General features: G+C 61.1%; 4 protein-coding genes. 3 read left to right on the top strand and 1 reads right to left on the bottom strand.

Annotated elements, in window-relative coordinates:
* Positions 1–86 precede the first annotated feature (86 nt).
* Positions 87–884 carry an ABC transporter substrate-binding protein gene (locus tag LOY43_RS19515; RefSeq protein WP_093435061.1) on the top strand — a complete coding sequence of 266 codons (798 nt, stop codon included), beginning with the start codon at positions 87–89 and terminating at the stop codon, positions 882–884.
* Positions 885–971: 87 nt separating this feature from the next.
* The gene (locus LOY43_RS19510; protein WP_095048424.1) at positions 972–1,985 is read left to right on the top strand and encodes a GNAT family N-acetyltransferase; all 1,014 of its coding nucleotides are present in this window, start codon (positions 972–974) and stop codon (positions 1,983–1,985) included.
* A 108-nt stretch (positions 1,986–2,093) separates the two neighbouring features.
* On the opposite strand, the gene LOY43_RS19505 is transcribed toward LOY43_RS19510, so the two are convergent.
* Positions 2,094–2,648 carry an RNA polymerase factor sigma-70 gene (locus LOY43_RS19505; protein ID WP_095048423.1) on the bottom strand — a complete coding sequence of 185 codons (555 nt, stop codon included), beginning with the start codon at positions 2,646–2,648 and terminating at the stop codon, positions 2,094–2,096.
* A gap of 372 nt (positions 2,649–3,020) precedes the next feature.
* Between LOY43_RS19505 and LOY43_RS19500 the strand changes: the two genes are divergently transcribed.
* Positions 3,021–16,019, top strand: a complete 12,999-nt coding sequence (locus tag LOY43_RS19500) for a non-ribosomal peptide synthetase (protein WP_258708603.1) — start codon at positions 3,021–3,023, stop codon at positions 16,017–16,019.
* The last annotated feature ends 171 nt before the right edge of the window (positions 16,020–16,190 follow it).

The raw sequence follows: 16,190 nt of genomic DNA, 5'->3' as shown, positions 1-16,190 counted from the left end.
TTCTATCGGGCCGGGAAACTGGCTAACTGGGCGAAACCGCCTAGCTTGAATGCATTGATCGGTATTTTTTCGGGGAGTGGGGTGTTTTGAAGTCTTTGCCAATTCGGACGGCCGCGGGCTTGATGCTCGCAGCGCTGGCTGCATTTTGGGTATTGCCCGCTCAGGCAGCGCAATTGGTCCGGGTCGGCGCGGCGCATTTTCCGCCTTACACCGTTCGCCCGGAAAACGGTGCCGACACAGGCCTTCTGCCGCAATTGGTCGAGGCCCTCAATCGCCTGCAAAGCGACTATCAGTTCGTCCTCGTGCCCACCTCGATTCCCCGGCGTTTCGGTGACTTCAAGCAGGGCCGGATCGACATGGCAATTTTCGAGAATCCCGATTGGGGCTGGAAGGAAATTCCCCACACAGATGTCGACATGGGTCTTGAGGATGCGGAAATTTTCGTCGCACAACGCGAAGATGGCCGGCAGCAGAATTATTTCGCCGACCTCACTGGCAAGCGCCTGGCTCTGTTCAGCGGTTATCACTACGAGTTCGCCAACTTCAACGCTGACCCGAAATATCTCGCACAGAATTACAACGCCACGCTGACCTATTCCCACGACAGCAACCTGCTGATGGTGCTGCGCGGGCGCGCCGATGTTGCCTTGGTGACCCGTTCCTATCTGTTCGATTACCTGCTGCGTAACGAGAAGGTGCGCGACGAGTTGCTGGTGTCGCAGCGCATCGATCAGGTCTATCACCATTACGCGATTCTTCGTCCGACCGCGCCGATCACCGGCGCGGCGTTTGGCAAGTTGTTGCAGGGTTTGCGCGACAACGGTGAAATGCTGAAGATTTTCGATCCGTACAAGATTGCCGTAGTGCCGGTGCCTCACCACTGAGGCAGCGATTTCTGGGCAAAGCCTAAATTTTCCCTCCCGGATCACGTCCCATCGTTGAACTGTCGACGATTATCGTGAGCCCGACCCATGTCCAATCTGAATGACCTGACTTCCCTGGCCTTGCCTGCGGGCAGTCAACTGATCGCTGATGTCAGCGAAAACCGTCTGAGCCTGAGCCTGGACGGACAACCGCTGATCCGCTTGCGCCTCGATCGAGACGCAAAGGGGCCGATCCAGATCGATGAGCGTTTTGCGTTGCCGCCCGGGCAGGCGTTGTGGGCAGCCTGTTACTGGCTGTTCGCACGGGATCCGGCGTGCCGTCAATTGACCTGGCAACTCGATCAGCCACCGACCGAAGCCTTGCTCAGTGGCTTGCTGGTGAGCACCGAAGTGGCCGGCGAATATCGCTGCGAGCGCACGCTGTTCTGGCAGTTGCCGCAACCGTGGCTCGGCACTTCGCTGAGTGGTAGTTATCCGCAGCAGATGGTCATCAGCCAGGGCAAGCGTCATCCGCTGCGGCCAGTCAAACCGCGCGGTGAAGTGTATCGGCGTTTCGATGCCCGCCTTGGTGCGTGGATTTCCCTGCGCACTGTAGAGATCGAAGCAGACCTGGCGCGCTTCAACCGCTGGCAGAACAGCCCGCGCGTTGCCAGTTTCTGGCAGGAAGAGGGCAGCCTCGAGAAGCATCGCGAATACCTGAGCAAGCTCGATGCTGACCCGCATACGCTGACGCTGATTGGCTGTTTCGATGATCAGCCGTTTGCCTATTTCGAAGCCTACTGGGCCAAGGAAGATCGCATCGCGCCGTTCTACGATGCCGACAACTACGATCGCGGTATTCACATGCTGGTCGGCGAGGAAGAGCACCGTGGTCCGCATAAAGTGGCGAGCTGGTTATCGGCGCTGGTGCATTACCTGTTTCTTGATGATCCGCGCACTCAGCGGGTGGTCGCCGAGCCGCGGGCCGACAACGCGAAGATGATCGGCCATATGCAGAATCAGTGCTTTCACTGCGAGAAGGAATTCGACTTTCCGCACAAGCGCGCGGCGCTGATGATGCTGGGGCGTGAGCGGTTTTTTGATCGCTGCAAGTTGGCTTGAGGTCATTTAAAAGCAAAAGATCGCAGCCTTCGGCAGCTCTTACAGAGGAATGCATTTCCATGTAGGAGCTGCCGAAGGCTGCGATCTTTTTTATCTGTCGGCGCGGTCTCAGCGACGACCCACGGCTACCGCATCCTGACGGCTGCCCGAGACCTTGCGGCAGTGCACCAGTGCATCACGAATCATGAAGTTGACCAGGGTTGGCGAAACGCCCAGTTCCTTGGCGATGTCCTTTTGCGGCACGCCGTGCAGCCGGTACATCTCGAACGCATAGCGCGTGCGGCTGGGCAGTTCGGTCAGCGCGTCGGCGATGTTTTCCAGGGTCGAGAAATTGATATGCGAGGTTTCCGGCGAAGCACCCTGGATGACCACATTCAGACCTTCCTCTTCAGGGCCGGAGTACTTCTGCTCAAGCGCCTGTTTGCGGTAATGATCGATGGCGAGGTTGCGCACGATCTGGAACAGATAGCTCAGTTGAGCCTTGATCGACGACGTGATCGGTGGCGCCGATTGCAGTCGGAAAAACGCATCCTGCACCACATCTTCGGCGCGCGACCGGCAGCCGGTAATGCGGGCTGCAATCTTGACCAGAATCAGTCGATTGTCGACGAATGCCTGAAGTAGCGGTGAATCGCACTTGCTTGTGGATACTTGTTCCGTCATGGAAATCACCTTGCTGCCAAATAGGTTCGTGGGACGCCTTGGGGGATGGGGGCGTCCTACACATCGAGCGACAAATTATGTTGAATGATAATGATTGTCAATTGAGAAAGAGAAGTAATGCGCCACAAAGGTGCGTTCTGAGAACTGCGACACGCCGCCACACCCCGGCCCCATTGGCGATCCAGCCTGCCGACTAATTATTTCAAGACGTCATCCGTTCTCATTGGTGAATGGTTCCCGGTGCACAACCCCGGCCACACCGCATTCCGCAGCCTTGCGCGGTCGGCACAGACCGCGCCCTGCATGCCCTTCGAGGGGCGTGACGCAGCAAACCCGATTCCATTAGCAAGCCGAATTCAGGCAGGAAACCTCATGACCGACGCGTTCGAACTCCCCAGCACCCTGGTCCAAGCCCTCCAGCGCCGCGCGGCCCTGACGCCGGATCGACTGGCCTTGCGTTTTCTCGCCGAAAACGAAGAGCAGGCTGTGGTACTCAGTTATCGTGAGCTGGATGAGCGCGCACGCATGATCGCCGCCGCGTTGCAGGCTGACGCTGAATTCGGCGACCGTGCGGTGCTGCTGTTTCCCAGCGGTCCGGATTACGTCGCGGCATTTTTTGGCTGCCTATACGCCGGCGTGATCGCAGTGCCGGCCTATCCGCCGGAATCCGCGCGCCGTCACCATCAGGAGCGTTTGCTGTCGATCATTGCCGACGCCGAACCGCGTCTGCTGCTGACCAGCGCCGACCTGCGCGACGCCTTGCAGCAGATCGAGGGTGCGCCGCCGTTGTTGTGTGTCGACACTCTCGACAAGACACTGGCGCAAAACTGGGTTGAACCGAGCCTGCCGCAAGACCACATCGCCTTCCTGCAATACACCTCCGGTTCGACTGCACTGCCCAAAGGCGTGCAAGTCAGCCACGGCAATCTGGTCGCCAACGAACTCCTGATCCGTCACGGTTTCGGCATCGACGTGAACCCTGACGATGTCATCGTCAGCTGGCTGCCGCTGTACCACGACATGGGTTTGATCGGTGGTCTGCTGCAGCCAATTTTCAGCGGCGTGCCATGCATTCTGATGTCGCCGGCGTACTTCCTCGGTCGGCCATTGCGCTGGCTGGAAGCGATCAGCGAATACGGCGGCACCATCAGCGGCGGACCGGACTTCGCCTATCGCTTGTGCAGCGAACGGGTCAGCGAGTCGGCGCTGGAACGTCTCGATCTGAGTCGCTGGCGCGTGGCCTATTCCGGTTCCGAGCCAATCCGTCTCGACACCCTGGAGCGCTTCGCCGAGAAGTTCGCCGCATGTGGTTTCAGTGAGCACAACTTCATGGCCTCGTACGGTTTGGCCGAAGCCACGCTGTTCGTCGCCGGCACCCCGCGCGGCACCGGTATCCCGGCACTGCGCGTGGACGATCAGGCGCTGGCACAAAACCGCGCCGAGCCGGGCGATGGCAGCCCAATCATGAGTTGTGGTATCAGCCAACCGGAACACGCGGTGCTGATCGTCGAGCCAAACACACTCGTCGAACTCGCCGACAACGCGGTCGGCGAAGTCTGGGCCGCAGGCCCGAGCATCGCCCACGGCTACTGGCGCAATCCTGAAGCGAACGCCAAGACCTTCGTCCAGCACGCCGGCCGCACCTGGCTGCGCACCGGCGACCTGGGCTTCATGCGCGACGGTGAGCTGTTCATCACCGGACGCCTGAAAGACATGCTGATCGTGCGCGGCCACAACCTGTATCCACAGGACATCGAAAAAACGGTCGAGAACGAAGTGGAAGTGGTGCGCAAGGGTCGCGTCGCTGCATTTGCGGTCAATCAGGATGGCGAGGAGGGCATCGGCATTGCGGCGGAAATCAGCCGCAGCGTGCAGAAAATCCTCCCGCCGGAGGCGTTGATCAAAGCCATTCGCCAAGCCGTGGCTGAGGCTTTTCAGGAAGCCCCGAGCGTGGTGGTGCTGCTTAATCCCGGCGCCTTGCCGAAAACTTCCAGTGGCAAATTGCAGCGCTCGGCGTGCCGCAATCGTCTGGCCGATGGCAGCCTCGACAGCTACGCGGTGTTCCCGTCGAGCACCGCTGAAAGCCAGGGCGCAGTCACCAGCGCCTCAGAACTTGAGGGCTTGATCGGCAAGATCTGGGCTGAGCAACTCAACGTCAAACAGGTCAACGCCGACGATCACTTCTTCCTGCTCGGCGGCAACTCGATCGCCGCTACGCAAGTGGTCGCCCGCGTGCGTGAAGAGCTCGCGCTTGAGCTGAACCTGCGCCTGTTGTTCGAAGCACCGACCCTGTCAGCGTTCGCCGCAGCCGTTGCGCAACAGCAGCAGGACGGCGGCAGCGCCCAAGGTGCAATCACCACACTGTCGCGCAGCGAGCCGATGCCGCAATCGCTGGCACAAAACCGTTTGTGGATCACCTGGCAACTCGACCCACAGAGCAGCGCCTATAACATTCCCGGTGCCCTGCGTTTGCGCGGCGAACTGGACGAAGACGCCTTGCATGCCAGCTTCCAGCAACTGATCGAGCGCCACGAATCCCTGCGCACGCGTTTCTTCGAGCGCGACGGCGTGGCTCTGCAACAAGTGATTGCCGGCACCGAATTCAACCTGCAACTGATCGACATCAGCGACTTGCCGGCGCCCGAGCGCGAGGCCCGTGCGCAACAAATCCGCGAAGACGAAGCACGCACCCGGTTCGACCTGGAAAAAGGTCCGCTGCTGCGGGTGACGCTGGTGCGTCTCGACGACGAAGATCACCAATTGCTGGTGACGCTGCACCACATCATTGCCGACGGCTGGTCCCTGAACGTATTGATCGACGAATTCTCGCGCCTTTACGCCGCTGCTTCGCAAGGAGCGACAGCCAACCTCGCGCCATTGCCAACCCAGTACGCCGACTACGGCAGCTGGCAGCGTCAATGGCTAGCGCAAGGCGAGAGCGCGCGGCAACTGGCCTGGTGGAAAGCGCAGTTGGGCGACGAGCATCCAGCGCTGGAGCTGGCCACCGATTACCCACGATCCGCCAAACAAACTCACAGCGCCGCACGTCACTCCGTGCGTCTGGGCGCGAGCCTCAGCGATGCGATCCGTAACACGGCACAGGCTGAGCAATCGACCCCGTTCATGCTGTTGCTCGCGGCATTCCAGAGCCTGCTGCATCGCTACAGCGGTCAGCGCGACATCCGCATCGGCGTACCGAACGCCAACCGTCCACGCCTGGAAACCCAGGGCCTGATCGGCTTCTTCATCAACACCCAAGTGCTGCGAGCAGAGATCGATTCGCGCCTGTCATTCGTTGCGCTGTTGGCCCAGACCCGCAACGCCACACTCGGTGCCCAGGCGAATCAGGATCTGCCCTTCGAACAACTCCTCGAAGCCTTCCCGCAGGCCCGCGAACAAGGTCTGTTCCAGGTCATGTTCAACCACCAGCAACGTGATCTGAGTGCGCTCAAACGTCTGCCGGGTCTGCTCGCCGAAGAACTGCCGTGGCACAGCCGCGAAGCCAAGTTCGACCTGCAATTGCACAGCGAAGAAGACCGTAACGGTCGCCTGACCCTGTCTTTCGACTACGCCAGCGAACTGTTCGATGTGGCGACCATCGAGCGTCTGGCCGAGCATTTCAGCAATCTGTTGTGCGACGTCTGCGAACGTCCGGAGCAAGCCATCGGTGATCTGCAACTGCTGACCGCCACTGAGCACGATCAGCAACAACACTGGGGCGTTGCGCCATGCACCCCGGCGCAACAATGGCTGCCAGAACTGCTCAATGAACAGGCGCGCCTGACCCCGGAACGCACCGCGCTGGTGTGGGACGGTGGCAGCCTCGATTTCGCCGAACTGCACACGCAAGCCAACCGCCTTGCGCATTATCTGCGCGACAAAGGCGTCGGCCCGGATGTCTGCGTGGCCATTGCCGCCGAGCGTTCGCCGCAACTGCTGATCGGCCTGCTGGCGATCATCAAGGCCGGCGGCGCCTATGTGCCATTGGACCCGGATTACCCGGCGGATCGCCTGGCTTACATGCTCAGCGACAGCGGCGTCGAACTGCTGCTGACCCAAACCGAATTGCTCGGCCGCTTGCCGGCCAGCGATGGCGTCAGTGTCATCGCCATGGACGCGTTGCACTTGGAAAACTGGCCGAGCCAGGCACCGGGCTTGCACCTGCACGGCGACAACCTCGCTTACGTGATTTACACCTCGGGTTCCACCGGCCAACCGAAAGGCGTCGGCAACACCCACGCGGCACTGGCCGAGCGTCTGCAATGGATGCAGAACACCTACCGCCTCGATGAAACCGATGTGCTGATGCAAAAGGCACCGATCAGTTTCGACGTGTCGGTGTGGGAATGCTTCTGGCCACTGATCACCGGCGCGCGTCTGTTGATTGCCGGCCCCGGCGAACATCGCGATCCGCATCGCATCGCCCAGTTGGTTCAGGCCTATGGCGTGACCACGCTGCACTTTGTGCCGCCATTGCTCTCGCTGTTCATCGACGAACCACTGAGCACTGAATGCACCAGCCTGCGCCGGGTGTTCTCCGGCGGCGAAGCGCTGCCAGCCGAACTGCGCAACCGCGTCCTCGCGCAACTGCCAGCGGTGCAACTGCACAACCGTTACGGCCCGACCGAAACCGCGATCAACGTCACCCACTGGCATTGCACCACTGCCGATGGTGAGCGCTCGCCGATTGGTCGTCCGCTGGGCAACGTGATCTGCCGCGTGCTCGACGCCGATCTCAATCCAGTGCCGGCAGGCGTGCCGGGTGAGTTGTGCATCAGCGGTATCGGCCTGGCTCGTGGTTACCTTGGTCGTCCATCGATGACCGCTGAACGTTTTGTGGTCGATCCATTGGGCGAGCAGGGCGCCCGTTTGTACCGTACCGGTGACCGTGCGCGCTGGACCTCCGATGGCGTGATCGAATACCTCGGCCGTCTCGATCAGCAAGTCAAACTGCGTGGCTTTCGCGTCGAACCGGAAGAAATCGAAGCACGCTTGCTCGCACAGGACGGCGTCGCCCAAGCCGTGGTCCTGGTGCGTGAAACCGCTGCCGGCGCGCAATTGATCGGCTACTTCACCGCCACCGATGCCAGCGAAGATCACGACGAACAAAACACTCGCCTGAAAACCACGCTGGCCGCCGAGCTGCCGGAATACATGGTCCCGGCGCAACTGATGCGTCTCGACGCCATGCCACTCAGCCCCAGCGGCAAACTCGACCGCCGCGCCTTGCCCGAGCCGCAATGGCAAGTGCGTGAACACGTCGAACCGGTCACTGCACTTGAACAGCAGATCGCCGCGATCTGGCGCGAAGTGCTCGGTCTGCCTCAAGTCGGTCTGCGCGACGACTTCTTCGCCCTTGGTGGCCACTCGCTGCTGGCCACGCAAATCATCTCGCGTACTCGTCAGGCCTGCGACGTCGAGCTGCCGTTGCGCGCCTTGTTCGAACACAGCGAACTCGGTGATTTTGCCGAACAGATCCACCTGATCCAGGCCAGCGGTCGCACGAACAAACAGCCACCGATCGACAAGGTTGATCGCAGCCAACCGGTGCCGTTGTCGTACTCGCAACAGCGCATGTGGTTCCTCTGGCAGATGGAGCCGGACAGCCCGGCGTACAACGTTGGCGGCATGGCGCGCCTGCGCGGCGTGTTGCATGTCGAGTGTTTCGAGGCGGCGTTGCAAGCGCTGATCCTGCGCCACGAAACCCTGCGCACCACGTTCCCGAGCGTCGACGGCGTCGCCCGTCAGCAGGTGCATGGCGAAACCGGTGTGCGCATGGGTTGGAAGGATTTTTCAAAACTTGCCGCCGATGTGCGTGAGCAAAAGGTTCAGCAACTGGCCGATGACGAAGCTCATCTGCCGTTCGATCTGGAAACCGGCCCGCTGCTGCGCGCCTGTCTGGTGAAGACTGCCGAGCACGAACATTACTTTGTCCTGACTCTGCACCACATCGTCACCGAAGGCTGGGCGATGGATATTTTCGCCCGAGAACTCAGTGCGCTGTACGAAGCCTTTGTCGATGACCGTGATTCGCCGCTTGAGCCGCTGCCGGTGCAGTACCTCGACTACAGCGTCTGGCAACGCAACTGGCTGGAATCCGGCGAGCGTCAGCGCCAACTCGACTACTGGACCGCGCAACTCGGTCGTGAACATCCGCTGCTGGAATTGCCGGGTGACCGTCCGCGTCCCCCAGTGCAAAGCCATCAGGGTGAGCTGTTCCGTTTCGACCTTAGCGACGAACTCGCCGCGCGGGTTCGTGCGTTCAACGCGCAAAACGGTCTGACCCTGTTCATGACCATGACCGCCGCACTCGCGACGCTGCTTTACCGCTATAGCGGCCAGACTGATCTGCGCATTGGCGCGCCGGTGGCCAACCGCATTCGCCCGGAAAGTGAAGGGCTGATCGGTGCATTCCTCAACACCCAAGTGCTACGTTGCCAGCTCGACGGCATGATGTCGGTCGGCGAACTCTTCGAGCAGGTGCGTCACACCGTGATCGAAGGCCAGTCGCATCAGGATCTGCCATTCGATCATCTGGTTGAAGCCTTGCAACCGCCGCGCAGCGCTGCGTACAACCCGCTGTTTCAGGTGATGTGCAACGTGCAGCGCTGGGAATTCCAGCAGAGCCGCATGCTCGCTGGCATGACCGTCGAGTACCTGGCCAACGATGCACGAGCGACCAAGTTCGACCTCAACCTGGAAGTCACCGACCTCGACCATCGCCTCGGTTGCTGCCTGACTTACAGCACCGATCTGTTCGACGAGCCGACCATCGCGCGCATGGCCAAGCATTGGCGCAATCTGCTCGAAGCGCTGATCGCCGATCCGCAACAGCGCCTCAGTGAATTGCCGCTGCTCGATGCGCCTGAGCAACAGCACCTGCTCGATAGCCTCGGCATCGAGTCGGGTGAGCATCGTCTCGATCAGTGCATCCATCACCTGTTCGCCGAACAGGCGCTGGCGCGCAAAGACGCGCCGGCCCTGACCTTCGCCGGGCAGACCCTGAACTACGCCGAACTCGACGCCCGCGCCAATCGTCTGGCCTGGGCCTTGCGTGAGCGCGGTGTCGGCCCGCAAGTGCGCGTTGGCCTGGCGCTGCAGCGTTCGCTGGAAATGGTCATCGGCCTGCTGGCGATTCTCAAGGCCGGCGGTGCGTACGTGCCGCTAGACCCGGAATACCCGCTCGACCGTCTGCATTACATGATCGAAGACAGCCGCATCGGCCTGCTGCTCAGTGATCGCGCCATGTTCAAAGCTCTCGGCGATCTGCCGCCAAGTGTGGCGCGCTGGTGTCTGGAAGACGACAGCGCGGCACTCGCCGCTTACCCGGCCAGCGAGCTGCCGTTTATCAGTCTGCCGCAGCATCAGGCGTACCTGATTTACACCTCGGGTTCGACCGGTAAACCGAAAGGCGTGGTGGTCTCCCACGGTGAAATTGCTATGCACTGCCAAGCCGTGATCGAACGTTTCGGCATGCGCCCGGACGACTGCGAACTGCATTTCTATTCGATCAACTTCGACGCGGCGACCGAGCGTCTGTTGGTGCCGTTGCTCAGTGGCGCGCAGGTGGTGTTGCGTGCGCAGGGTCAGTGGGACGCGGAAGAAATCTGCGGTTTGATCCGCACGTATAAAATCAACGTGCTTGGTTTCACCCCGAGCTACGGCAGCCAGTTGGCGCAGTTCCTCTCAACGCAAAACGAAATCTTGCCGGTGCGGATGATCATTACCGGCGGCGAAGCGCTGACCGGTGAACACCTGCAACGGATTCGCGCGGCGTTCAAACCGGCGATGTTCTTCAACGCTTACGGCCCGACCGAAACCGTGGTCATGCCGCTGGCCAGTCTGGCGCCGGAGGTGCTGGACGAGGGCGCCGGCAGCGTGCCGATTGGCAGCGTGATTGGCGCGCGTGTCGCGTACATTCTCGACGCCGATTTGGCATTGGTACCGCAAGGTGCGACCGGTGAGTTGTTCGTCGGTGGGGCCGGTCTGGCGCAGGCGTATCACGACCGTCCGGGCATTACCGCCGAGCGTTTTGTCGCTGACCCGTTCGCCACCGATGGCGGGCGCATGTATCGCACCGGTGACCTGGTGCGCCAGCGTGCCGATGGTTTGGTGGAATATTTGGGACGAATCGACCATCAGGTGAAAATCCGTGGATTCCGTATCGAACTGGGCGAAATCGAAACGCGTCTGCTTGATCACGATTCGATCCGTGAAGCCGTGGTGCTCGCACTGGATGCCCCGAGCGGCAAACAACTGGTTGGCTATCTGGTCACCGAAGTTGCTGAGCAAAGTGAAGCCCGTCAGGCTGAACTGCGCGACGCCCTCAAGGCGCACCTCAAGGCACAACTGCCGGATTACATGGTGCCGACCCACCTGATTCTGCTGGCGAGCATGCCGCTGACCGCCAACGGCAAACTCGACCGCCGCGCCTTGCCGGCGCCGGATCCTGAGTTGAATCGTCAGGACTACGTCGCGCCGAGTAACGAACTGGAGCAGACCCTGGCGCAGATCTGGTGCGAGGTACTCAACGTCGAACAGGTCGGCCTCAACGACAACTTCTTCGAACTCGGCGGCGATTCGATTCTGTCGATTCAAGTGGTCAGCCGTGCGCGTCAGCAAAGTATTCATTTCAGCCCGCGTGATCTGTTCCAGCATCAGACCGTACAGACTTTGGCCGCTGTAGCCAGTCGTACCGAGCAGGTGACGGCCGAGCAGGGCCTGGTGGCTGGCGAATCGGCCCTGACGCCGATTCAACATTGGTTCTTCGACACGGAAATCCCTGAACGTCAGCACTGGAACCAGGCGTTGTTGCTGGAGCCAACTGTGGCGCTGGAACCGCATCGTCTGGAGCAGGCGCTGCTGGCGGTGATTGAGCAGCATGACGCCTTGCGTCTGCGCTTCAGCGAGGCCAATGCTGAGTGGCAAGCCACGCATCAACCGGTGTCCGACGTTGCTGTTCTCTGGCAAGTACGCGTCGCGTCGATGGACAAGTGCGAAGCGCTGTTCGCTGATGCCCAACGCAGCTTGAATCTTGCGCAAGGTCCGTTGTTGCGTGCCCTGCTGGTTGACGGCCCTGAAGGTCAGCAACGCCTGTTCATCGCGATTCATCACTTGGTGGTCGACGGCGTGTCGTGGCGCGTTTTGCTCGACGATCTGCAAACCGTGTATCGCCAACTCGACGCCGAACAAGCGGTAAAACTGCCGGCGAAAACCAGCTCTTTCAAGGACTGGGCTGCGCGTTTGCAGGCCTACGCCGGCAGCGAATCACTGCGCGAAGAACTCGACTGGTGGCAGACCCAACTGGCCGGGCCGAACGCTGATCTGCCCTGCGAAAATCCACAGGGCGGCCAGCAGAATCGTCACGCACAAACCGTCAGCGTGCGCCTCGATGCCGAGCACACCAAACAGTTATTGCAACAGGCTCCGGCGGCCTATCGCACGCAGGTCAATGACCTGCTGCTGACGGCGTTGGCCCGAGTGTTGTGCCGCTGGAGCGGTCAACCGTCGGCGCTGATTCAACTGGAGGGTCATGGCCGCGAAACCCTGTTCGACGAGATCGACCTGACCCGCACCGTCGGCTGGTTCACCAGCGCTTACCCGCTGCGTCTGACCCCGCACAACATCGAAGAAGCTGCGGGGCAGGGCGCTTCGATCAAGGCAATCAAGGAGCAGCTGCGCGCGGTGCCGCACAAAGGCCTCGGTTATGGCGTGCTGCGTTATCTCGCCGATGACCTCAGCCAGCGCAGCATGGCCGCGCTGCCGCATGCGCCGGTCACCTTCAACTACCTCGGCCAGTTCGACCAGAGCTTCGGCAGTGATGCGCTGTTCCGTCCGCTGGACGAGCCGGTCGGTGCCGCCCACGATCCGCAGGCGCCATTGCCCAACGAGTTGAGCATCGACAGCCAGGTTTACGGCGGTGAATTGCTCCTGCGCTGGACCTTCAGCGCCGAGCGTTATGACGCGCAAACCATCAACGATCTGGCCGACGCCTACCTTGGTGAACTGCAAAGCCTGATCACCCATTGCCTGCAAGACGAGGCCGGCGGCCTGACGCCATCGGACTTCCCGCTGGCCAGACTGACTCAGGCGCAACTCGATGCCTTGCCGGTGCCGGCCGCGCACATCGAAGACGTTTATCCGCTGACGCCGATGCAGGAAGGCATGTTGCTGCACACCTTGCTCGAACCGGGCACTGGCCTGTACTACATGCAGGATCGCTACCGCATCAACAGCGAACTCGACCCGCAGCGTTTCGCTGAGGCCTGGCAAGCGGTGGTCGCCCGTCACGAAGCGCTGCGAGCCTCGTTCTGCTGGAACGTCGGCGAAGACATGCTGCAAGTGATTCATACGCCGGGTCGTACGCCAATCGAATATCTGGACTGGAGCGCCATTGCTGAAAACGAGCAGGAACCGAAGCTGCAAGCCCTGCTGAAAAGCGAGCGCGAGGCCGGTTTCGATCTGCTCAATCAGGCGCCGTTCCACTTGCGCCTGATCAAGGTCGGCGCGGCGCGTTACTGGTTCATGATGAGCAACCACCACATCCTCATCGATGCCTGGTGCCGCTCGTTGCTGATGAACGACTTCTTCGAGATTTACACCGCACTGGGTGAGGACCGTGAAACGCAACTCGCCGTGCCGCCGCGTTATCGTGATTACATTGGCTGGCTGCAACGTCAGAGCCTGGCCGAGGCGCGGCAGTGGTGGCAGCACAATCTGCAAGGGTTTGAGCGCACCACGCCGATCCCGAGCGACCGTCCATTCCTGCGTGAACATGCCGGTGAAAGCGGCGGCATGGTCGTCGGCGACCGCTACACCCGCCTCAAAGTCGAGGACGGGGCGCGTCTGCGGGAACTGGCGCAGGCCCATCAACTGACCATCAACACCTTCGCCCAAGCGGCGTGGGCCTTGGTCCTGCGGCGCCTGAGCGGCGATCGTGACGTGCTCTTCGGTGTGACCGTGGCCGGGCGCCCGGTGGACATGCCGGAAATGCAGCGAACTGTCGGCCTGTTCATCAACAGCATCGCGCTGCGGGTGAAAATGCCTGAGGACGATCAGCGCAGCAGCGTGCGTCAGTGGCTCAGTGATTTGCTCGACAGCAACATGCAACTGCGCGAGTACGAATACCTGCCGTTGGTGAACATCCAGGAACAGAGCGAATTGCCGAAAGGCCAGCCGCTGTTCGACAGCCTGTTTGTCTTCGAAAACGCCCCGGTGGAAGTTTCGGTACTCGATCATGCGCAGAGCTTGAATGCGACTTCGGACTCGGGCCGTACGCACACCAACTTCCCGCTGACGGCGGTGTGTTACCCAGGCGATGACCTCGGTCTGCACCTGTCGTATGACCAGCGTTATTTCGACGAATCGACCATCGAACGCATGCTCGGCGAGTTCAAACGTCTGCTGCTGGCGCTGGTCGATGGCTTCCATGGCGACATGGCCGATCTGCCGCTGCTAGGCACAGAGGAACAGGACTTCCTGCTGCACGGTTGCAACCAGAGTGCCCACGATTATCCGCTGGAGCAAAGCTACGTTGCGCTGTTCGAAGCGCAGGTCGCCGCGCATCCGCAACGGATTGCCGCTACGTGCCTTGATCAACAACAGAGCTACGTCGAGCTGAACCACAACGCCAACCGTCTCGGTCATGCACTGATCGCCGCCGGTGTGCAGATGGATCAACCGGTGGCCTTGCTCGGCGAACGTAACCTTGATCTGCTCGGCATGATCATCGGCAGCTTCAAGGCCGGCGCGGGTTATCTGCCGCTGGATCCGGGCCTGCCGAGCCAGCGTCTGCAACGCATCATCGAGCTGAGTCGCACGCCGGTGCTGGTCTGCTCCAAAGCATGCTTTGAACAAGCGCAGACTTTGCTGGATGAATTCAGCTGCGCCAATCGCCCGCGCTTGCTGGTGTGGGAGGAGATTCAGGCGGCAGCGACTTCGGCGCAGAACCTGGGCATTTACAGCGGCCCGGACAACCTCGCCTACGTGATCTACACCTCGGGCTCCACCGGCCTGCCGAAAGGCGTGATGGTCGAGCAGCGCGGGATGCTCAATAACCAGTTGAGCAAGGTGCCGTACTTGGATCTGAGTGATGCCGATGTGATTGCACAGACCGCTTCGCAAAGCTTCGATATTTCGGTCTGGCAGTTCCTTGCCGCGCCGTTGTTCGGAGCGCGAGTGGACATCGTGCCGAACACCATCGCCCACGATCCGCAAGGTTTGCTGGTGCATGTGCAAGCGCAGGGCATCACCGTGCTGGAGAGTGTGCCCTCGTTGATTCAGGGCATGCTCGCCTCGGAGCGCCTGAGTCTTGATGGCTTGCGCTGGATGCTGCCGACCGGTGAAGCAATGCCGCCGGAGCTGGCGCACCAATGGCTGCTGCGTTATCCGGACATTGGTTTGGTCAATGCGTACGGCCCGGCGGAGTGCTCGGACGACGTGGCGTTCTTCCGCGTCGACATGGCCTCGACGCGCGGCAGTTACCTGCCGATCGGCACGCCGACCGACAACAACTTGCTGTACCTGGTCGATGGCGCGCTGGAACTGGTGCCGTTGGGCGCAGTGGGTGAGTTGTGTGTTGCCGGGACCGGCGTCGGGCGCGGTTATGTCAGCGATCCGTTGCGTACGGCGCCGGTGTTTGTACCAAACCCGTTCGGTGCGCCGGGCGAGCGTCTGTATCGCACCGGTGACTTGGCGCGGCGTCGCAGTGACGGTGTGCTGGAGTACGTCGGCCGGGTCGATCACCAAGTGAAGATTCGCGGTTATCGCATCGAGCTGGGTGAGATCGAAGCGCGCCTGCATGAACAGCCGGAAGTGCGCGATGGCGCGGTCGCTGTGCAGGAGGGCGTCAACGGTAAACACTTGGTCGGTTATCTGGTTGCGGCCGATTCAGCACTCAATCCGAGCGAACGCCTGGAGCGGATCAAGCAGCGCCTGCGCGCCGAACTGCCAGAGTACATGGTGCCGCTGCACTGGTTGTGGCTCGAGCAAATGCCGCTGAATGCCAACGGCAAGCTCGACCGCAAGGCCCTCCCGGAGCTGGAGATCGGCCTGTTGCAGAGCCAGGATTATCTGGCCCCGCGCAATGATCTTGAACAGACGTTGGCTGATATTTGGGCCGAGGTGCTGAAGGTCGAAAAGGTCGGTGTACGCGACAACTTCTTCGAGCTGGGCGGGCATTCGTTGCTGGCCACGCAGATCGCCTCGCGGGTGCAGAAAACCCTGCAACGCGATGTGCCGCTGCGGGCGATGTTCGAGTGCAGCACGGTGGAGGAGTTGGCTGAGTACGTCGATGGATTGGCGGCGAGTGATATCACCGAGGAGAAGGTTGATCGGTTGAATGATCTGATGGCGGAGCTGGAGGGCTTCTAGTTCCTTAGCGCCTGCAATGGCCTCATCGCGAGCAGGCTCACTCCTACAGGGGAACGCATTCCAAAATGTAGGAGTGAGCCTGCTCGCGATGAGGCCGGTACATTCATGTACATTTCCAAGGTTGACGATAAAGAACCGGCAGCTCAGTCTGCCGGTTCTCTTTTTTGTCGC

The organism is Pseudomonas sp. B21-041, assembly GCF_024748675.1.
Lineage (GTDB): Bacteria > Pseudomonadota > Gammaproteobacteria > Pseudomonadales > Pseudomonadaceae > Aquipseudomonas > Aquipseudomonas neuropathica.
The sequence above is the reverse complement of the archived record's forward strand: the minus strand, read 5'-3'. Positions and strand labels throughout refer to the sequence as shown.

Bases quoted from the DNA above. Each gene is read 5' to 3' on its own strand.
- LOY43_RS19510 (WP_095048424.1), top strand. From the start codon at position 972: ATGTCCAATCTGAATGACCTGACTTCCCTGGCCTTGCCTGCGGGCAGT.
- LOY43_RS19505 (WP_095048423.1), bottom strand. From the start codon at position 2,648: ATGACGGAACAAGTATCCACAAGCAAGTGCGATTCACCGCTACTTCAG.
- LOY43_RS19500 (WP_258708603.1), top strand. From the start codon at position 3,021: ATGACCGACGCGTTCGAACTCCCCAGCACCCTGGTCCAAGCCCTCCAG.